Consider the following 20,483-nt stretch of genomic DNA (forward strand, 5'->3'; position numbering starts at 1 on the left):
ATGTCCCTAGACAAACCCTACCAGGACATTCCTGGCACCACGATTTTTGATGCCGAACAAAGCCGCAAGGGCTACTGGCTCAACCAGTTCTGCATGTCGCTCATGAAGGCTGAAAACCGCGAACGTTTCAAAGCCAACCAGCGCGCTTACCTGGACGAGTGGGCGATGTCGGAGGAGCAAAAGCAATCGGTGCTGGACATGGACTTGAACCGCGCGATCAGCCTGGGCGGCAACATTTATTTCCTGGCCAAGATTGGCGCCACGCATGGCCGCAGCTTCCAGCAGATGGCGGGCAGCATGACCGGCATGACCGAAGAGGAATACCGCGCCATGATGATTGGTGGTGGCCGTTCGGTAGAGGGCAATCGCAAACTCGGTGAAGACGGCACGGCCCAGCCGCACCGCCAACCCCAAGGCCAACATTCCGCCGCTGGTGGCAAGAAAGACTGAACCCCATGGCCAAAATTACCGCCTCTGTATTCACCTCGCATGTGCCCGCCATTGGCGCGGCCATGGACCTGGGCAAGACCCAGGAAGACTATTGGAAGCCCCTGTTCGCGGGCTACGACTATTCCAAGCAGTGGATGAAGGACAACACGCCAGATGTGATCTTTCTGGTCTTCAACGACCACGCCACGGCTTTCAGCCTGGACATGATTCCCACTTTCGCCATTGGCACCGCAGCGGAATACGTCCCGGCCGATGAAGGCTTTGGCCCCCGCCCAGTGCCCAAGGTACAAGGCCACCCGGACCTGGCCGCGCACATTGCGCACTCGGTGATCCAGCAGGACTTTGACCTCACCATCGTCAACAAGATGGATGTGGACCACGGCCTGACCGTGCCGCTATCGCTGATGTGCGGCCAAAAAGACCCGGTGAAAGATGCCTGGCCCTGCCCCGTGATTCCGTTTGCGGTGAACGTGGTGCAGTACCCGGTGCCCAGCGGCCAGCGCTGTTTCAACCTCGGCAAGGCGATTCGCAAAGCTGTAGAGAGCTATGACGAAGACATCAACGTGCACATCTGGGGCACCGGTGGCATGAGTCACCAGCTGCAGGGCGCGCGTGCTGGTCTGATCAACCGCGAGTGGGACAACGCCTGGCTGGACCAGATGATTGCCGACCCCGCTGCCTGTGCGGCTACACCGCATATCGACTACGTGCGCGAAGCGGGCAGTGAAGGCATTGAGCTGGTGATGTGGCTGATCGCGCGCGGCGCCATGGCTGATGTGGCCGGCGGTCCCAAGCCCACGGTCAAGCACCGCTTCTACCATGTGCCTGCCAGCAACACTGCGGTGGGACATTTGATTTTGGAGAACAACTGACATGACAAAAACGATCAAAGTTGCCTTGGCCGGCGCCGGCGCCTTCGGCATCAAGCACCTGGACGGCATCAAGAACATTGACGCTGTCGAGGTTGTCTCTCTGATCAGCCGGGATCTCGACAAAACAAAAGAGGTCGCTGCGAAGTACGGCATTGGCCACGTCACCACCGAGCTGGCGGACAGCCTGGCGCTGCCCGACGTGGATGCCGTCATCCTCTGCACCCCCACGCAGATGCACGCCGAGCAAACCATCGCCTGCCTGAAGGCCGGAAAGCACGTGCAGGTGGAAATCCCCCTGGCCGACAGTTGGGCCGGTGCCGATGCCGTGGTGACCGAACAGAAGAAGAGCGGCCTGGTCGCCATGTGCGGCCACACGCGCCGCTTCAACCCCAGCCACCAGTATGTGAATGAGCAGATCACGGCAGGCAAATTCAACATCCAGCAGATGGATGTGCAGACCTACTTCTTCCGCCGCACCAACACCAACGCTCTAGGCCAGGCCCGCAGCTGGACCGACCACCTGCTGTGGCACCACGCCGCCCACACGGTGGATCTGTTTGCCTACCAGGCGAACAGCCCCATCGTGCAGGCCAACGCCATCCAGGGCCCCATCCATCCGGTGTTGGGCATTGCCATGGACATGAGTATCCAGCTGCGTGCCGCCAACGGCGCCATCTGCACCTTGTCCTTGAGCTTCAACAACGACGGCCCCCTGGGCACCTACTTCCGCTACATCGGCGACACCGCCACTTACCTGGCCCGCTACGACGACCTGTTCACCGGCAAGGAAGAAAAGATTGACGTGAGCCAGGTGGCCGTCAGCATGAACGGCATCGAGCTGCAGGACCGCGAGTTCTTCTCCGCCATCCGCGAAGGCCGCGAACCCAATTCCAGCGTGGGCCGCGTGCTGGACTGCTACCGTGTGCTGCACCAGTTGGAGCAGCAGCTGGCGCAACAGGGCTAAACGCAGACCTACAATGCAACGCCATGCGGGTATTTGCCTGCATGGCGTTTTTCATTGAGGTGTGCATACATGGCTTTCCCCCTGGACCCAGACACGGTTTCCCACGGCATCCAGCTCTCGGTGGCTCCCGTGTTTCTGCTCACCGCGGTGTCGGGCATGATTGGTGCGGTGGCCGGCCGCCTGGCGCGCATCATCGACCGCGCACGCACGGTGGAGCAGCACATCAAGCACCAGACCCACCCCGAGGAAACCGATGCCAACTACTCCGAGTTGGCCGAGCTGCGCACCCGGGGCCTGCTGGCCAATGCCTGCATCGCTTTGCTCACGCTGTGCGGCATCCTGATCGGGATCACCATCATGGTGCTGTTCCTGGGCGAGACGATTGACTTCCCCGGGTTGCGCATTTCCATCTTCACGTTCTTGGGCGGTGTGGGCTGCTTCTTGCTGGCGCTGCTGTGCTTCATGGCCGAAACGCTGATCGCCACGCGCCTGCTGAACTTTGGGAAGAAGGGCGCGCTGCCACAACAGCGGCCATGACAGTGGGCTAGATGCGCTGCACTTCCACCGCGCAGTCGTAGAAGGTGGGCGCCCGGCCCATGTCGGTCAGGCGTTGGCTGGTCAACTCGTTCACATTGGTGCCGTCGCGTCCCAGCTTGCGCCACCACACCCCCAGCCCATTCACCACACCGGGTCGCGCCCGGTCCGACACGCGGGCCACGCATTCGTAGGCACCGCGCGCGTTGAACACGCGCACTACTGCGCCGTCATCAATCTGGCGTACCGCAGCGTCGCTGGCGTGGATTTCCACCAGCGGCTCGCCTTCGATGTCGCGCAGGCTTTTCACGTTCACAAAGGTGGAGTTGAGGAAGTTGCGTGCGGGCGGCGAGATCATGGCCAGCGGGTAGCGCGCATCGGCGCCGGCGGGTTCATAGTTGGGTACAAAGTCGGGTAGGCCATCCTGCCCTTGGCGGGCTAGGCGTTCGCTGAAGAATTCGCACTTGCCGCTGGGCGTGGGGAAGTTGCCTTCGGCAAACGGGGCCTCGGGCACGGGTAGCGGTGCAAAGCCACGGGTGAGCAAAGATTCAAAGTCCACCTTGTCGCCAAAGGCGGTGCGACACAGGCTCTCGTCACTCTCCTCAAATACCGCCTCGGTGTAGCCCATGTGGCGCGCCAGGTCGCGAAAAAAATGGGTATTGGTACGGGCCTCGCCCAGCGGGGCGATGGAGGGGCGGTTTAGCAGGATGTCGGTGTGGCCATAGCTGCTGTGCACATCCCAGTGCTCCAGCTGGGTGGTGGCGGGCAGCACATAGTCGGCGTAGTCGGCCGTGTCGGTGCGGAAGTGTTCCAGCACCACGGTGAACAGGTCTTCGCGCGCAAAGCCCTGCACCACCTTGGTGGAGTCTGGGGCCACGGCCACGGGGTTGCTGTTGTAGACGATGACCGCCTCCACGGCGGGACCAAAGGCCTCGCTGGCAGGGCGTAGCAGGTCGTCGCCAATGGTGCTCATGTTGATGGTGCGCGGCATGCGGCCCGCCAGCAGCTCCGGGCGCTCCAGTGCGGCTTGCTGCACCGGGGCATGGCCCGAGCTGGAGAGCAGCACGCCGCCGGCGCGGTGGTGCCAGGCGCCAATGAGTGCGGGCAGGCAGGCAATGGCACGCACGGCATTGCCACCGCCACGGGTGCGCTGCAGCCCATAGTTCATGCGGATGGCGGCAGGCTTGCCCTGTTTGCCGGCTTCGCCATAGTCACGCGCCAGCGACACCACTTGCTCGGTGGTGATCCCACACACCGCCGCTACCCGCTCGGGCGGCCACTCCAGCGCACGGGTACGCAGGGCGTCCCAGCCCAGCGTGTGCTGGGCAATGTAGTCGTGGTCCAGCCAGTCGTGGGTGATGAGCTGGTGCATCAGCCCCAGCGCCAGTGCGGCATCGGTTCCGGGCAACAGGGCGATGTGCTCGTGGCATTTTTCCGCGGTCTCGGTGCGGCGTGGGTCGATGCAGATCACCTTGGCGCCGTTGCGCTTGGCAGTTTGCACATGGCGCCAGAAATGCACATTGCTGCCAATCGAGTTACTGCCCCAGATCAGGATGAGTTGCGACTCGGCAAAGAACTCGACACGCATGCCCACCTTGTTGCCCAGGGTCTGGTTCAGGGCTTCAGCCCCGGCAGATGCGCAGATGGTGCGGTCCAGGCGCGAGGCGCCCAGCTTGTTGAAGAAGCGGGCCGCCATGCCCTCGCCCTGCACACGGCCCATGGTGCCCGCGTAGCTGTAGGGCAGGATGGCCTCGGCACTGCGGCCACCGCGGTTTGCAATCTGGCCCAGGCGCTGCGCAATGTCAGCCAGCGCGGCCTCCCAGCTCACGGGCTCAAACTGGTCGCTGCCCTTGGGGCCTACGCGGCGCAGCGGTTGCAGCACGCGCTCGGGGTGGTAGGTGCGTTCGGTGTAGCGCGACACCTTGGTGCACAGCGCGCCATTGGTGGCGGGGTGGTCGGCATTACCTTGTACCTTGATGGCAATGCCACCCTGCACGGTGACCACCATGGAGCAGGTGTCGGGGCAGTCGTGGGGGCAGGCGCCCAAGACCTTGGTTTCGGGGGCGGAAGTGGAAATCTCGGGGTGCATGGCTCTACTTTAGCGAGTCTGCTCTGGGCATGCCGCGAGAGCGGTGCACAATTCATCTCCTTGCTGGAGTTTTCACCATGAAGCTGCTCGATCCGATTGTTGCCAACACCCCCCAAATTGCTGCCTTGCGCCGTGATTTGCATGCCCATCCCGAGTTGTGTTTTGAGGAGGCGCGCACCGCCGATCTGGTCGCCGCCAAGCTGACCGAATGGGGCATCCCCGTCCACCGCGGGCTTGGCACTACGGGCGTGGTGGGTATCGTGAAGGCGGGTACCAGCAGCCGCGCGCTGGCGCTGCGGGCCGACATGGATGCGCTGCCCATGCAGGAGTTCAACACCTTTGCCCACACCAGCCAGCACCCCGGCAAGATGCACGCCTGCGGCCATGATGGCCACACCGCCATGCTGTTGGGCGCGGCCCAGTACCTGGCCCAGAACCGCCACTTTGATGGCACGGTGTACCTGGTGTTCCAGCCTGCCGAAGAGGGCGGCGGCGGTGCGCGCGAGATGATCAAGGACGGCCTGTTTGAGCAGTTCCCGGTAGAGGCCGTGTTTGGCATGCACAACTGGCCCGGCATGCGCGCCGGCACCTTTGCCGCCAGCTCAGGGCCGGTCATGGCGTCCAGCAACGAATTCAAGATCACCATCACCGGCAAGGGCGGCCACGCCGCCATGCCACACAACGCCATCGACCCCGTGGTGGTGGCCTGCCAGATGGTGCAGGGCTTCCAGACCATCATCAGCCGCAACATGAAGCCCATCGACGCGGGCGTGATCTCGGTCACCATGATCCATGCCGGAGAAGCCACCAACGTGATCCCCGACCATTGCGAGATGCAGGGCACGGTGCGCACCTTCACGATCGAGGTGCTGGACATGATCGAGCAGCGCATGCGTGACCTGGCCCAGCACACCAGTGCGGCCTTTGGCACCACCTGCGCGTTTGAGTTTGTGCGCAACTACCCGCCCACCATCAACGCACCCAAGGAAGCGGAATTTGCGCGCAAGGTGATGGCCAGCATCGTGGGTGAAGAGAATGTGCTGGTGCAAGAGCCCACTATGGGCGCCGAAGACTTTGCCTACATGCTGCAGGCCAAACCGGGCTGCTACAGCTTCATTGCCAATGGTGATGGTGCCCACCGCGACATGGGCCATGGCGGCGGACCTTGCATGTTGCACAACCCGAGCTACGATTTCAATGATGAATTGCTGCCCTTGGGTGCTACCTACTGGGTGCGGCTGGCCGAACAATGGCTCGCGCCGCAGCCTTGATTTACGTATGATGAACACAAAACGTAACGGGAGGTCAGTATGACCAATTGGAGTGAACTCAGCCCCCGAGAGCATCCGCCTGGTCTGCCCCGTGCGACCCAACGACAGTTGCAGCCGGGCGTGACCCGCTACACCTTTGTCCACGACGATCTGGAGATTGACGATCCCTCGCTGGACATCAGCGGTCGGCACTTTGTGTCACCGCGCGAGTACGGCTTCAGCATTCGCGGCTTTCAGGGCGGCAAGACCGCCTGGGCGCGGGACTTTGCCAACGGCACCATGCTGGTGGTCAATGCAGATGGCCAGTCTCACGTGTTGTCGCCGCGCGGCCCCTCAAGGGTGTTGTTTGTGGCCCGTGATGGCACTTTGCTGCAAGACAGCGGCGCGGCATCGCTGGCGCCGCCGCGCGCCCCTGATCTAGCGACCGTTCGCTTAACGCTGGTCGCTACCGTGGATTTGCAGGGGGAGTCGCCAGAGGCGGCGCGCGCCTTGCTCATGCGCATGGTGGACCGGGCTGTGTTGGCAGGTGCCTTGCCTGGCGAGCCCGATGTGCGCGTGGTGGAGCATGCGTTCGAGGGCAGTGCCGTATTGACCGTGGACAGCAGCCCAAGCTCCACCCACACCGACTTCTCGCAGTTGTTGGACCTCTAGGCCCGGCGCTAGGCCTGCACGGCAGGCTGGTAGCGGCCTTGGGCCATCTGCAGCAGACCATCAAAAATCAGGTTGTCCACCAGCTCGAACGGCCGTGTCATGCTGGGCGCCATCTTCCAGCCCGCGCCACCGGTCATGACGCACTTGGGCTCTGCGCCGCAGTGGGCGCTCACGTGTTGCACCATGCGCTCCACCGCGCCAGCAATGGCGTAGGTGCCGCCGCTGGTCAGCGCATCGCTGGTGTTGGTGGGAAATTCACGCACCTCGCCCGTGGGCACGTGCAGGCCGGCGGTGCCTGATTCGAGTGCGCGCAGCATGATGCCGTGGCCCGGCAGGATCAGCCCGCCCAGAAATTTTCCCTCGGCATCGATCGCCTCCACGGTCACCGCGGTGCCCACCATCACCACCACCATGGGGCGGGCTGCGCCCTGTGCCAGCATGCGGTGGTAGGCGCCAATCATCGCCACCCAGCGGTCGGCACCCAGACGGGTGGGGTGGTCGTAGCCATTGCGCAGGCCGGCTTCCCCCTCGCTGGAGACTACCCACTGCGGGATGACATCCCAGGCGTCCATCTGCTCCTGCACGCGGCGCTTGACCGCGTCACCGGCCACCACGCAGCCCAGCACATGGCGGGGTGCACCCAAGCTGCGCCAGGCACCGTCCCCCAGCTTGTCGATGTTTTCCAGAAACTCGGCGCCCTGGGCCAACAGGGCCGCGCCGGGCTGTGGGCTGGCGTACTGGGCCCACTTGAGGCGGGTGTTGCCGATATCCAGCGCAAGAAATGTCATGGTTTTGTTTTTGTCGAGTTGTCTCTGGGCGGTATTGTGCGGGCTTTAGCCTTGCCGCCAGGGCAGGCCGCGCAATCGCCAACCTCCGCGGTGGCCGCGCTGGGCGTTGGCGTCGGGGTCGCCCTCAAAACCTTCGAGGATGTTGTAGGCCTCCAGGCCCAGCTCGGTGGCGCGTTTGGCCGCAGCAACCGAGCGCACGCCGCTGCGGCACAGCAACACCACTTTCTTGCCGGCGGGCACCGCGGCCTGCAGGCCTGCGTCAAACTGCGGATTCATCGCCATGCCGGGCCACTGCTTCCAGGCCAGGGCCACGGCACCGGGCACAAAGCCCACCCATTCGCGTTCGGCATCGGTACGCACGTCTACCAGCACGGCCTCGCCCGCCTGCCACCAGGCGCAGGCCAGCTCAGCACTCACATCACCTGCATACCCGGCGGCGGCCTGGGCCGCGGTGGCGCCAGCGCTGCCTGCGTCGTGGCGCACGCCCGAGCTCAGGTTGGCGGGCACGGCCTCGTCAATGCGGCGCGGGCGTGGCAGGTTCAGGCTGTCCATGGTGGCCACGAATTCGGCCAGCGTCTTGCCGGCCACGCGGGCATTGCTGGTTTTCTCGGTGCCAATGGTGGTGCGCGTGCGACCTTGGTAATCGTGCGCGGGCCAGACCGTGGTGGCATCCGGCAGCGCAAACAGCACGGTGGTCAGGCTGCGGTACAGGTCTTCGGCGCTGCCGGACTGGAAATCGGTGCGGCCGCAACCGCCAATCAGCAGGGTGTCGCCAGTGAACACATGGTCGCGCCAGGTGAAGCTCATGCTGCCGCTGGTGTGGCCCGGTGTGTGCAGCGCACGGATAGATTCGGCGCCAAAGCTCAGCGTGTCGCCATCGTTCAGCTGCACAGCCGCGGTGCCAATGCCGCAGCCGGCCGGTGCGGCGGTGCGGGCACCCGTGTGCTCGGTCAGCAGGGCCGCGCTGGTGATGTGGTCGGCGTGGGCATGGGTCTCCACCGCCCATTGCAGCTTGAGGCCGTACTGGCGCAGTGTGGCCAGGTCACGCTCCAGCTGCTCGTCCACCGGGTCCACGATCAACGCGTCGCGGCTGACCTCGTCAAACAGGATGTAGGTGTAGGTGCTGGACGCTGGGTCGAAGAGCTGGACGGGTTGCATAGCGGGGTGGGTCAGAGGACAGGTAGCGAGGTGCTACCTGCTTCGCGCCACTGTACTGGATTTGGCGGGTCTAACGGGGACCGGGTAAATGCGTAAGCCTGGGTTGGGGGAAGTGGTTTACAGTTGACGTTTACGTAAACGTCAATTCATCGCTTTCTGCCCTTTTTTGTGAGTGCCTCATGACCGATCTGTCCGCTGACTTCAAGGCCCTGGCCAACTACCGCCCCACGCACAAGGTGCGTTTCGTCACCGCGGCCAGCCTGTTTGACGGGCATGACGCCGCCATCAACATCATGCGGCGCATCCTGCAAGGCATGGGTGCTGAAGTCATCCACCTGGGCCACAACCGCAGCGTGGACGAGGTGGTGACCGCTGCGCTGCAGGAAGACGTGCAGGGCATCGCCATCAGCTCCTACCAGGGCGGCCATGTGGAGTACTTCAAGTACATGGTGGACTTGCTCAAGGCGCGGGGGGGGGCGCACATCCAGGTGTTTGGCGGCGGTGGCGGGGTTATCGTGCCGGCCGAGATCCGCGAGCTGCATGCTTACGGCGTGGCCCGCATCTACAGCCCTGAAGACGGCCAGCGCATGGGCCTTGCCGGCATGATTGGCGAGATGGTGATGCGCTGCGACAAGGACATCACCACGCTGGCGCCCACCGATCTCACCGCTATCCAGGGCCACACCGAGGCCAGCTGGCGCGCCTTGTCCCAGTTGCTCACCGCCATCGAGGCTTCCAAGGTAAATCAGGCGCTAGCCCAGGAGATACGTGCGCAAGCAGCTACTAAAATGATAGCGGTAGTGGGCATTACCGGAACCGGTGGCGCCGGCAAGTCCAGCCTGACCGACGAGCTGATCCGACGTCTGCGGCTGGACCAGAACGACAGCCTGCGTGTGGCGGTCATCTCGATTGATCCGTCGCGTCGCAAGAGCGGTGGTGCGCTGTTGGGTGACCGCATCCGCATGAATGCCATCAGCCCTTGGCAGCAAGGTAGCCGCGTCTTCATGCGCAGCCTGGCCACGCGCGATTTTGGCTCCGAGATCAGCGCCGCCCTGCCCGACGTGATTGCCGCCTGCAAGGTGGCGGGGTTCGACCTGGTGGTGGTGGAAACCTCGGGCATTGGCCAGGGCGATGCGGCCATCGCACCGCTGGTGGACGTACCCGTGTATGTGATGACGCCGGAGTTCGGCGCGGCCAGCCAGCTGGAGAAAATCGACATGCTGGACTTTGCCGAGTTTGTGGCCATCAACAAGTTCGACCGCAAGGGCGCCAGCGATGCGCTGCGCGATGTGTCCAAGCAAGTGCAGCGCAACAAGGAAGCCTGGACCACGCCCGCTGACCAGATGCCCGTGTTCGGCACCATGGCCGCGCGTTTCAATGACGACGGTGTGACCGCGTTGTACCAAGCGCTGCTGCCGCGCCTGCAGGCCTTGGGCGTGCCGCTGAAAGACGGCATGCTGCCCAAGGTAACGGTGCGCCACAGCAGCAACCAGACCCCGGTGGTGCCCGCCGCACGCACGCGCTATCTGGCCGAGATCAGCGACACGGTGCGAGGCTACAAAAAGCGGGCGCGCGAGCAGGCCAAGCTGGCGCGCGAAATCCAGCAGCTGCAGGCGGTGGCCGTCATGCTTAAGGTGGACAAGCCCGACCGTGCGCCCGCCGCCGAGGCGGCGCTGGACCTGGCCGGCCAGCGCAAGGCGCGACAGGACCGCGATGCACGGCAACTGTTGCAGCAGTGGCCCGAGATGCAAAAGGCCTACGCGGGCGATGAGTACGTGGTGAAGATTCGCGACAAGGAAATCCGCACCGCGCTCACCACCAAGAGCCTGAGCGGCACGACCATCCGCAAGGTGGCGCTACCCCAATACGAGGACCACGGTGAAATCCTGAAGTGGTTGATGCTGGACAACGTGCCCGGCAGCTACCCCTACACCGCTGGCACCTTTGCCTTCAAGCGCGAGGGCGAAGACCCCACGCGCATGTTCGCAGGCGAGGGCGATGCCTTCCGCACCAACACCCGCTTCAAGCTGCTAAGCAGCGGCATGGCCGCCAAGCGGCTGAGTACCGCGTTTGACTCGGTCACGCTCTACGGCAACGACCCCGACCCGCGACCCGACATCTACGGCAAGGTGGGCAACAGCGGCGTGAGCATCGCCACGCTGGACGACATGAAGGTGCTGTATGGTGGCTTTGACCTGTGCAGCCCGTCCACGAGCGTGTCCATGACCATCAACGGGCCTGCGCCTTCGATACTCGCCATGTTCATGAACACGGCCATCGACCAAAACATCGAAAAATTCCAGGCCGATAACGGCCGGCAGCCTACAGACACCGAGGTCGCCAAGATCCGCGAATGGGTGCTGGCCAATGTGCGCGGCACCGTGCAGGCTGACATTTTGAAAGAAGACCAGGGCCAGAACACCTGCATCTTCAGCACCGAGTTTTCACTGAAGGTGATGGGCGACATTGCCGAGTACTTTGTGCACCACGACGTGCGCAACTTCTACAGTGTGTCCATTTCCGGGTACCACATTGCCGAGGCCGGAGCCAACCCCATCAGCCAGCTCGCGTTCACCCTGTCCAACGGTTTCACGTTTGTCGAAGCGTACCTTGCCCGCGGCATGCACATCGACGACTTCGCGCCCAACCTAAGCTTCTTCTTCAGCAACGGCATGGACCCCGAATACACCGTGATGGGCCGCGTGGCGCGCCGCATCTGGGCGGTGGCCATGAAGGAGAAATACGGTGCGAATGAACGTTCGCAAAAGCTGAAGTACCACATCCAGACCAGCGGCCGCAGCCTGCACGCGCAAGAGATCCAGTTCAACGACATTCGGACCACGCTGCAGGCACTGATCGCCATCTACGACAACTGCAACAGCCTGCACACCAACGCGTTTGACGAGGCCATCACCACGCCTACCGAAGACAGCGTGCGCCGCGCCATGGCCATACAGCTCATCATCAACCGCGAGTGGGGCCTGGCCAAAAACGAGAACCCGTCACAGGGCGCCTTCATCATTGAAGAGCTGACCGAACTGGTGGAAGAGGCCGTGCTCAAGGAGTTTGAAAGCATTGCCGAGCGTGGCGGTGTGTTGGGTGCCATGGAAACCGGCTACCAGCGCGGCAAGATTCAGGACGAGAGCATGCATTACGAGATGCTCAAGCACACCGGCGAGCTGCCCATCATCGGCGTCAACACCTTCCGCAACCCACATGGCGACCAGGTGATGGAGAAGCTGGAGCTGGCCCGCAGCACGGACGAAGAAAAGCAGAATCAGCTCAAACGCCTGGCCGACTTCCACGCCCGCCATGCGGACGCTGCCCCCGCCATGCTGAAGAAGCTGCAGCAGGCTGTGATCGACAACCAGAACGTGTTCAACGTGTTGATGGACGCCGTGCGCGTCTGCTCGCTGGGCCAAATCACCAGCGCGTTGTTTGAAGTGGGTGGGCAGTACCGGCGCAATATGTAGCGCGGCCCTCAGCCCTTATACGCCGGGGCAGATCTTCGCCAGCAACGGCCCCAGCGCGTCGATAAGGGGTTCGGGCGACGCCTCGGCGTCGGTCTGCGGCCAGCGGGCCTGAAACTCGGCAATCTCCAGGCCCACGACGGGGTTCTTTGCCAGGGTGGACATGGCCTCGTGCAAGTCCGCCAGCGTCAAGCCACCGGGGACCCGATACTCCGTCGGCACGATGTCGGGTTCCAGCACGTCGCAGTCCAGGTGCACATACACCGGGCTGCGTCCGATGGCGGCGGCCAGTCGCGCTGCCAAGCCCTTCCCCGGTGCCACCAAGCGCAGCGCGCCGCTGTCGATCAGGGCTTGCTCCGCGGGGTCGATGTCGCGTGCCCCTACTAACACCACCTGAGCCAGTTGCAGATCGCCCGACAGGCCCGTGTCCCACAGCCCGGCCGCACCCGTCAGCACCAAGCCGCCGAGGTAGCCCGATGTGGAGTTGGACGGCAGGTTGCTGTCCGCATGGGCGTCGAACCAGACGATGCGTGCCTCCGGATGGTGGCGCGCCACCACGGGCAAGGTGGCCACGGCGGCGGCGCATCGGCCCAGCGTGGTGATGGGGGTGGCACCACGCTGCAGGGCGTGGTCCAGCGCCTGGGCCAGGGCGTGCAGCTCCTCGCGCGCAGCGTCCAGTTCCACGTCCCACCGGGCGGCCAGTGGCGTGCGGGGGGTGCCCAACACGTGGGGCTGCAGTGCCAGCCGTTGGGCCAGGGCGTGGCCCATACGCTGCGACCCGGCCATGCCCAGCGGGTTGCGGTCGGCCACCCGCCCCTGGAACACGGTGAGGCAGGCCGCTGCGGCCGAGGTAAGGGGGGCTGGTAGGTGTGCTTGTGAGGGGGCGGGCATGTAGGATTCCTGTGGAGGCCCGGGGATTATCCGGCGGGCTTGCGCCAAGTTGGTGCGCTTATTGCTAGCCCTGGGGGGAGCCCGAAACCCCGCAACGGCGCGGGGCTGCGTGGCTGTTAGGCACACACACCATGTTGTCAAAAATTCCGCTGTGGCTGGGGCGCTTGAGCGTGGGGCGCAAGCTCACCCTCATTTACCTGTTGGACCTGACCGCGGTGATCTACGTCTCGGGCATCCTGATCCACGAGAAGTACCTGGCCATCGACTTTGCGCGCAAGGAAATTGTGGGTGCCAGCTATACCGAGGTGGTGCGCCGCAATCTGATGGGCGTGTTCATCGTGCCGACACCGGCACCTGCGCTGCAGGACTTTGAGGCCATCCGCGCCCAGCACGATGCCGAGCTGAATACTACGGATCCCTCGCAGCGCCTGCAGACCTTGCTGGCCGGCAACGCCGGCACGCGCGAGAAAACCCAGCTGCTGGCCCAGGGTCGCGACCTGCTCACTGTCGTGGGCAACCAGTCCAACCTGATCCTGGACCCGGACCTGGACAGCTACTACGTCATGTCGCTCACAGTGCTGCGCTTTCCCGAGTTGCTGCAGGTGCTGTTTGACACCCGCGACTTCATGCGCAACTGGGGCCAGAACCAGCGCGGCGCCAACCCCACGGCACAGCTGCTGACCCTGGTGGGCCGGCTGGATGCGGTGCTGCAGGGTATGGAGTCGGACTACGCGCAGGCTTGGCTGGCGGGCTCGCCCCAGCTGAAAGGCGCGCTACTGGAAACCCGGCAAAGCCTGCTGCAGGCCGGGCGGGCCTTTGCCGTCACGGTGCAGGCCACGGCACAAGAAAAACCCACGGCGGCCCAGGTGGCCGAGCTGGACCAGGCCTACCAGCAGGCGCTGTCCGCCCTGAACGATGCCTGGCGTGTGGGCGTGGAGCAGTTGCAGGTGCTGCTGGATGCCCGCGTGGACGGGCTGTTCCACCGCATGTGGCTGCACCTGGGCACTGCCTTTTTGCTGCTGGGCTGCATCTTGAGCCTGGTGTACCTGGTGGCCAGCCAGATTGCGCGTCCGCTGCAGGCTCTGGCCCGTGTGGCCGACGAGGTGCGGCGCACCGCCGACTACGCCCACCGCGCCAGCTGGCACAGCCGCGACGAGATTGGCCAACTCTTTACCGCCTTCAACGGCATGCTGGCCCAGCTGGACCGAGACCGCCTGGCCCAGCAGGAGCTAGCGGCCAGCGCCCGCGCGGCCGCAGCGCAGCTGGAGCTGGTGGAGGCCTTCCCGATGCCCATGGTGGTGACGTCCGTGCCCGACCACGAGGTGCTGCACGCCAATGCACCGGCCCAGCCTTGGCTGGGTGGGCAGACCCTGGACCCCTGGCGCACCGGACTGGAGGCGAGCGTGCGTGGCCGCTTCTTCCAGCGCCTGGCCGACTTTGGGGTGGTGGACGAATTCGAGGTGCGCTGGCTGGGCGGCACCATGCCGTCCTGGGCCGTGCTGTCCGCGCGGCGGCTCAAGTTTCAGGGGCGTGATGCCATCCTCACCGCGTTTGCCCCCATCAACAAACTCAAGGTGATGGAGCAGCGCCTGGAGTTGTGGGCCAAGGTGTTTGAGGCGTCCAGCGAGAGCATCATCATCATGGACGAGTCGCGCAAGATCATCAGCGTGAACCGGGCCTTCTGCCGCAGCACGGCGTTCGACTTCTACGAGGTGATAGGGCATGACCTCTCACTGGTGATGGACAGCCCCCAGGACATGCTGTGGTCCGACCTGGAAGACAAAGACGCCTGGCAGGGCGAGGTGCACATCCGCAAGCAGTCGGGCGACACCTACCCGGCATGGCTCATGGTGTCGGCCGTGCACAAGAACGCCACCAGCGGCGAGGTGGTGAACTACATCGGCATTTCCATCGACATCACCGACCGCAAGGCCAAGGAGGAGCGCATCCGCTTCCTGGCGCAGCACGACGTGCTGACCGAGCTGCCCAACCGCTCCCTGTGCCAGCAGCGCCTGGGCGAGGCGCTGGCCCAGGCACGCGTGACCGGCGAGCAGGTGGCCGTGCTGTTCATCGACCTGGACCGCTTCAAGCTCATCAACGACACGCTGGGTCACCACATTGGCGATGGCCTGCTGCGCACCGTGGCGCGGCGTTTGACGAATGCGGTGCGCGCCGACGACACCGTGAGCCGCCTGGGCGGTGATGAGTTTGTGGTGATCTTGCGCCACGTGGTGAGCTACGAGGAACTGGCCGCCATGGTGAACCAGCGGTTGATTCCCGCCATTCGCCAGAGCGCGCTGGTGGACGGCAATGAGCTGACCGTGTCCTGCAGCGTAGGCGTGGCGTTGTACCCGGGCGATGCGACCGACCAGGACGAGCTGATGCGCCGTGCCGACGCCGCCATGTACGAGGCCAAGTCCGCCGGGCGCGACACCGCGCGCTTTTTCTCACCCGAGACTGACCAGCGCGTGCTGGCGCGCCAAACCATGGAAGGCCAGCTGCGCCAGGCGCTGGCGAATGACGAGTTCAGCCTGCACTTTCAGCCGCGCCTGAACGCACGCACGCGCCGCGTGCAGGGCGCGGAAGCCTTGCTGCGCTGGAACAACCCCATGCTGGGCCAGGTGGCGCCCGGGCACTTTATCCACCTGGCAGAAGAGACCGGGCTCATCAAGCCGATTGGCCTGTGGGTGCTGCGCGAGGCCTGCGCCCAGTGGATGGCGCTGGAGGCGCAGGGCGTGTGCAAGGGGCTGGAACTGTCGGTCAACCTCTCGGTGGCGCAGCTGTCCGATCCTGAATTGGTGGGGCAGCTGGAGTTGGTGCTGCGCGCCAGCGGCATACCGCCGCACCAGCTGGAGCTGGAACTGACGGAATCGCAGTTGATGGACAACCCTGGGGCCGCGCAGGCCCAGGTGTCGGCGCTCAAGGCATTGGGTGTGCAAATCGCCATTGACGACTTTGGCACGGGCTATTCCAGCCTGGCCTACCTCAAGCGCTTTGAGATCGACAAGCTCAAGGTGGACCAGTCGTTTGTGCAGAGCATGCTGGACGACAGCGCCGATGCGGCCATCGTGCATGCCGTGATCGCGCTGGGCCACACCCTAGGCCTGAAAGTGGTGGCCGAGGGCGTGGAGAACCTGCCCACCGCCCAGACACTGACCGCGCTGGGCTGCGACGAGCTGCAGGGCTACTGCTTCAGCCGGCCGCAGCCGATCGACGAGTTTGTCGCCTGGCTGCAAGGCCAGGACGACCCACCTAACCGCCGGCGCGGTCGCTAGGCTGCTAAGCCCGCGAAGGCTTATTGCGCCAGCGCTTTGCGCGCGGCCAGGGCTGTGTCGGTGAAGTCGGTGAACACACCGTCCACACCGGTTTTGTAGAACGCGGTGTATTCGGCAGCCGGGTTCTTCTGGTAGTCGGCCGCCAGGCGGCGCGACTCGTTGCGGAAGGTGAAGGGGTGCACAAACAGCCCGGCCTTGTGCGCATCGGCCACCAGGCGCGTGGCGGGCTGGCTGGTGGCGTCGGCGTCGTTGACTTTGCCGTCGCCGTTCACGTCCACGGGCTTACCATCGGCGCCGATAGTGCCTTTGGTGCTGATGATGTAGCGCTTCCAGGGGCCAATGCCATCGGCATAGGTCTTGATCTCGGCCAGGCCTTCAGGTGTCACCATCACATCAAAGTTGCGCTTGTCACCCATGATGGTCCAGTCGTAGGGGCGGTCGCTGGGCAGGGCGAAGGTCACGGCACCCGTGCGCAGGTCCACGTTGTCACCGTCAATCAATTGCACCATCTTGGTCTGCAGGCCCTTGCTCTTCATGTACTTCAGGCTGCTGGGTTCAAACGACTGCACAAAAATGGGTGCGCTCTTGCTGTTCCAGCCGGCCTTGGTGATCAGCGCGATCAGCTGGTCTTCCATGGGCAGGCCCAGGGCAGCAAAGTAGCTGGGGTTCTTGGTTTCGGGGTAGATGGCGATGGTGCGGCCGGTCTTGGCGGACTGGGCCTTGGCCAAGTCGATCACCTCTTGCAGCGTGGGCACCTTGAACTGGCCGTTGAACTGCTGGGGGCGCTCCGCGTCGGTGGAGATGGCGCCCAGGGTCTTGATCTCGGCCAGCGTGAAGTCGTCGCTGAACCAGCCGGTTTGCGTTTCACCGTCCACCTGGATCGTCTTCTTGCGCGATGCAAATTCGGGGTGCTTGGCCACATCGGTGCTCATGGCCAGGTTGGGGTCGTGGCGGGTGATGAGCTGGCGGTCCTTGGTGACCACAATGTCCATTTCGATCACGTCCGCACCCAGCTCAATGGCGCGGGTGTAGGCCTCCAGCGTTTCTTCGGGCAGGTAGCCGGAAGCGCCACGGTGTGCAATCACCAGGGGCAACTGGCCATCCAGCGTGGGCAGGCCACTGCGCTGGCCGGGCGCGGTGCCACAGGCGGACAGACCCAGGGCCAAGAGCAGCGCGGCGCTGGCAGCAGGGTGAAGGCGAAACGGGATCGAAGGCATGCACTACTCCTAGGTAAAGAAGCGGCCGATGCTAGCCATCGATTGTGAAAGTTTCGTGTCAATCCGTTGACGGACGCGTGTTCCGCCTAGACCTGAGTTGCTCCTGTTTTAGGAGCTGCTTGCGCATATTCCACGGGGGCTAGAGCCCCATTTTGTATGTATCAGGTGCGCAACTGCAGGTGCAACCATTGCGCCATCGGGCTGTCGCTGCTCTCCAGCTCGTGCACGATGGTGAAGTGGTCCGCACCCGGCACGGCGCGCAGCTCGGTCGGGTTGCCCAGGGCCTGCGCCGCCGCGTGGTACAGCGCGGACTGGCGTGCAAACTCGCTGCTCTCGGCCCCGCCCCAGGTCACCCAGGTGGGTGTGGGGCAGGCGCGCACATTGGCCGCGGGGGAATAGTGGCGCACCGTGTGTTCGTCCAGCTGGATCATGGGCTGCAGGTAGCTGTAGCGCAATGGTTGCAGGTCGTGCAGGCCGCTGATTAGCACCGCCGCTTTGAGCGGGTCGCGCGGCAGGCCGTAGTCGGTGTCCCACGCGGTTTCCAGGCACATGGCGCTCAGGTGGCCGCCGGCCGAGTGGCCGCCCACGGCCACGCGCGTGGGGTCACCGCCGTACTGGGCGATGTTGCGCAGCGTCCAGGCCACGGCGGCGCGGCACTGGCGCGTGATCTCGGCAATGGTGACAAAGGGGCACAGCGCGTAGTTCACCACCACGGTGGTGATGCCCAGCGGCTGCAGTCCCAGCGCCACGCCGCTGAACTCCTTGGACGACATGGCGCGCCAGTAGCCGCCGTGGATGAAGACGAACACGGGCGCGTTGGGGGCGTCGGCCGGAAAGATGTCCAGCGTCTCGTGCACCGTGGGGCCAAACGGAATGTCGAGGTGGTTCTTCAGCGTGCTGCGCGCCTTGCTGGCCTGCGCCACAAAGTGTTTGCCTGGTGCGGAGGCGTCGGCGAGCGCAATGGAGGGGTTGTACTGCGCATCGATCTGCGCCTGGGTGTCAAAGTCGCGGTAGAGCTTGGGCATGGGGCTTAGGGATAGAAATAAGCCCCATGGTAGCCGCGCAAATGCAGTTTCAGTTCAGCAGGTAGGCGTCGGCCTGGGCTTCCAGGTCTTCGGCGTCGATGGCGGCGTCATAGGCCGCGCGGTTGGCCAGTGCTTCCTTGGTATAGGGAATCAGGGGCTTGTCCAGCGGGCGCAGCTTGTGGCGGCGCAGGCCACGCAGCTGCTGGGAGCGTTCCATGGTCTGCAAAACCAGTTCAGGCTCCATCATCAGGCTGAAGGGGTTGAGGGCGGTGGTGGTGTCGTTCATGGCAGTTCTCCGGTGGGTTCCTTGCGCTGTGCAATGACACTGGCGCTTGGATGAACTGTAGTCACAGTCCCCGTGAACTGGAGTCCGACACGCGCTGTAAAGCGTGTAGGAAAAAACCTTACAACAATCTCGCCCGCACGCTCTTGCCCTTGACCTTGCCGGCGTTAAGTTTGGCGCAGGCTTCGTTGGCAATGCTGCGTTCCACGGCCACAAAGGTACAGTACTCGGTGACGGCAATTTTGCCAATCTGCTCGCGGGTGTAGGCCGGGCCGCCGTCCAGGCTGGTCAGTGCGCCCAGCACGTCGCCGGGACGAATTTTCTCCTTGCGGCCACCGGCAATCTGCACCGTTACCATGGGCGGCAGCAGGCGGCCCAATTTCCCGTTTTCTCCCGTGGGCGCCAGCTCATCGCGCTTGAACCAGACCGACGGCGCGTTCTGGTACTGCTCGATCTTGCCGACCGATCCCATCTCGTTCATGGACACCAGGCTTACCGCCAGGCCGGACTGTCCCGCGCGGCCAGTGCGGCCCACGCGGTGCACATGCACCTCCGCGTCGGGCGTGATGTCCACGTTGATGACCAGGTCCAGCTCTTTCACGTCCAGCCCGCGCGAGGCCACGTCGGTCGCCACCAGCACCGAGCAACTGCGGTTGGCAAACTGCGCCAGCACCTGGTCGCGGTCGCGCTGCTCCAGGTCGCCATGCAGGGCCTGCGCCACAAAGCCCTGGCCCTGCAGCAGCGTCACCAGCTCGTTGCACTGCTGGCGCGTGTTGCAAAAGGCAATGGTGCTGACGGGGCGGAAGTGGTTGAGCAGCAGGCCCACGGTGTCCAGCCGATTGCTCCGTTCCACCTCGTAAAAGCGCTGTTCGATGGTGTTTTCAGCCGCGGGAGCCTTCACCGTGATTTGTTGCGGGTCGCGCATGAACTGCTGGGCCAGCTTGGCAATGCCCTCGGGGTAGGTGGCCGAGAACAGCAGGGTTTGGCGTTCCTTGGGCGTTTGCTTGACCACGGTGGCAATGTCCTCGAAGAAGCCCATGTCCAGCATGCGGTCGGCCTCGTCCAGCACCAGGGTGTTCAGGTTCTCCAGCGAGAGGTATTCGCGCTCCAGCAGGTCCATGATGCGGCCCGGCGTGCCGACCACGATGTGTGCGCCGTTTTCCAGGCTGGCGCGCTGGCCGCGCGTGGCCACGCCACCGCACAGCGTCACCACCTTGATGTTTTCTTCGGCGCGCGCCAGCCGGCGAATCTCCACCGTCACCTGGTCCGCCAGCTCGCGCGTGGGGCACAGCACCATGGCCTGCACGGCAAACCAGCGCGGGTTCAGCTTGGCCAGCAGGGCCAGCGCAAAGGCCGCCGTCTTGCCACTGCCGGTCTTGGCCTGGGCAATCAGGTCTTGCCCAGCCAGTGCTACGGGCAGGCTGGCAGCCTGGATGGGCGTCATGGACTCGTAGCCCAGTTGCTGCAGGTTGGCGAGGGTGGTGGGGGAGAGGGGGAGAGAGGAGAAAGCGGTCATCCCCCGATTATCGGGGCTGGGGTGTGCGG

General features: G+C 64.4%; 16 protein-coding genes and 1 pseudogene. 8 read left to right on the forward strand and 9 right to left on the reverse strand.

The window, feature by feature from the left end; translation table 11 throughout:
• The 4 genes from ligA (at position 1) to AC1DZ5_RS10055 (ending at position 2,823) form a co-directional block, all read left to right on the forward strand.
• Positions 1-450, forward strand: a complete 450-nt coding sequence (ligA, locus tag AC1DZ5_RS10040) for a protocatechuate 4,5-dioxygenase subunit alpha (RefSeq protein WP_477888597.1) — start codon at positions 1-3, stop codon at positions 448-450.
• Positions 451-455: 5 nt separating this feature from the next.
• Positions 456-1,322: a class III extradiol dioxygenase subunit beta gene (locus AC1DZ5_RS10045; protein ID WP_477888599.1), complete on the forward strand. Its 867-nt coding sequence runs from the start codon at positions 456-458 to the stop codon at positions 1,320-1,322.
• 1 nt (position 1,323) lies between these two features.
• Positions 1,324-2,286: a Gfo/Idh/MocA family oxidoreductase gene (locus tag AC1DZ5_RS10050; protein ID WP_477888601.1), complete on the forward strand. Its 963-nt coding sequence runs from the start codon at positions 1,324-1,326 to the stop codon at positions 2,284-2,286.
• 69 nt (positions 2,287-2,355) lie between these two features.
• Positions 2,356-2,823, forward strand: coding sequence for a DUF2721 domain-containing protein (locus AC1DZ5_RS10055; protein ID WP_477888603.1), 468 nt, complete (start codon positions 2,356-2,358; stop codon positions 2,821-2,823).
• Between the two features lie 7 nt (positions 2,824-2,830).
• Here the strand turns inward: AC1DZ5_RS10055 and AC1DZ5_RS10060 are convergent, their stop codons facing one another.
• Positions 2,831-4,909, reverse strand: coding sequence for a molybdopterin-containing oxidoreductase family protein (locus AC1DZ5_RS10060; protein ID WP_477888605.1), 2,079 nt, complete (start codon positions 4,907-4,909; stop codon positions 2,831-2,833).
• A gap of 77 nt (positions 4,910-4,986) precedes the next feature.
• Here AC1DZ5_RS10060 and AC1DZ5_RS10065 point away from each other — a divergent pair, with 77 nt between their 5' ends.
• On the forward strand, positions 4,987-6,180 hold the full coding sequence (locus AC1DZ5_RS10065) for a M20 aminoacylase family protein (RefSeq protein WP_477888607.1): 1,194 nt from the start codon (positions 4,987-4,989) through the stop codon (positions 6,178-6,180).
• Positions 6,181-6,219: 39 nt separating this feature from the next.
• Complete coding sequence (locus tag AC1DZ5_RS10070; RefSeq protein WP_477888609.1) at positions 6,220-6,831, forward strand: hypothetical protein; 612 nt, start codon at positions 6,220-6,222, stop codon at positions 6,829-6,831.
• 8 nt (positions 6,832-6,839) lie between these two features.
• Here AC1DZ5_RS10070 and AC1DZ5_RS10075 read toward each other — a convergent pair whose 3' ends face one another.
• The 3 genes and pseudogenes from AC1DZ5_RS10075 to AC1DZ5_RS10085 all read right to left on the reverse strand — a co-directional run.
• Positions 6,840-7,619: a type III pantothenate kinase gene (locus AC1DZ5_RS10075; RefSeq protein WP_477888611.1), complete on the reverse strand. Its 780-nt coding sequence runs from the start codon at positions 7,617-7,619 to the stop codon at positions 6,840-6,842.
• A gap of 45 nt (positions 7,620-7,664) precedes the next feature.
• The gene (locus AC1DZ5_RS10080) at positions 7,665-8,102 is read right to left on the reverse strand and encodes a rhodanese-like domain-containing protein (RefSeq protein ID WP_477888848.1); all 438 of its coding nucleotides are present in this window, start codon (positions 8,100-8,102) and stop codon (positions 7,665-7,667) included.
• A gap of 174 nt (positions 8,103-8,276) precedes the next feature.
• Positions 8,277-8,777, reverse strand: a pseudogene (locus AC1DZ5_RS10085) (MBL fold metallo-hydrolase); the annotation flags it as partial.
• 179 nt (positions 8,778-8,956) lie between these two features.
• On the opposite strand from AC1DZ5_RS10085, the gene icmF reads away from it, so the two are divergent.
• Positions 8,957-12,250: a fused isobutyryl-CoA mutase/GTPase IcmF gene (gene icmF, locus AC1DZ5_RS10090; protein ID WP_477888613.1), complete on the forward strand. Its 3,294-nt coding sequence runs from the start codon at positions 8,957-8,959 to the stop codon at positions 12,248-12,250.
• Positions 12,251-12,265: 15 nt separating this feature from the next.
• Here the strand turns inward: icmF and AC1DZ5_RS10095 are convergent, their stop codons facing one another.
• Positions 12,266-13,138, reverse strand: a complete 873-nt coding sequence (locus tag AC1DZ5_RS10095) for an arginase family protein (protein ID WP_477888615.1) — start codon at positions 13,136-13,138, stop codon at positions 12,266-12,268.
• Between the two features lie 131 nt (positions 13,139-13,269).
• Here AC1DZ5_RS10095 and AC1DZ5_RS10100 point away from each other — a divergent pair, with 131 nt between their 5' ends.
• Entirely contained in the window at positions 13,270-16,413 is a 3,144-nt protein-coding gene (locus tag AC1DZ5_RS10100; protein WP_477888617.1) for an EAL domain-containing protein, read from the forward strand.
• Positions 16,414-16,433: 20 nt separating this feature from the next.
• Here AC1DZ5_RS10100 and AC1DZ5_RS10105 read toward each other — a convergent pair whose 3' ends face one another.
• The 4 genes from AC1DZ5_RS10105 to dbpA all read right to left on the reverse strand — a co-directional run bounded on the left by AC1DZ5_RS10105 (position 16,434) and on the right by dbpA (position 20,454).
• On the reverse strand, positions 16,434-17,630 hold the full coding sequence (locus AC1DZ5_RS10105; protein WP_477888619.1) for a glycerophosphodiester phosphodiesterase: 1,197 nt from the start codon (positions 17,628-17,630) through the stop codon (positions 16,434-16,436).
• Positions 17,631-17,791: 161 nt separating this feature from the next.
• Entirely contained in the window at positions 17,792-18,655 is an 864-nt protein-coding gene (locus AC1DZ5_RS10110; protein ID WP_477888621.1) for an alpha/beta hydrolase, read from the reverse strand.
• Between the two features lie 49 nt (positions 18,656-18,704).
• Positions 18,705-18,941, reverse strand: a complete 237-nt coding sequence (locus AC1DZ5_RS10115) for a hypothetical protein (RefSeq protein ID WP_310340801.1) — start codon at positions 18,939-18,941, stop codon at positions 18,705-18,707.
• A gap of 118 nt (positions 18,942-19,059) precedes the next feature.
• A complete protein-coding gene (gene dbpA / locus AC1DZ5_RS10120; protein WP_477888624.1) occupies positions 19,060-20,454 on the reverse strand; it encodes an ATP-dependent RNA helicase DbpA in 1,395 nt (464 codons plus the stop codon).
• Between the last annotated feature and the right edge of the window lie 29 nt (positions 20,455-20,483).

The sequence above is a fragment of the Rhodoferax sp. P1_F3 genome (assembly GCF_056405715.1).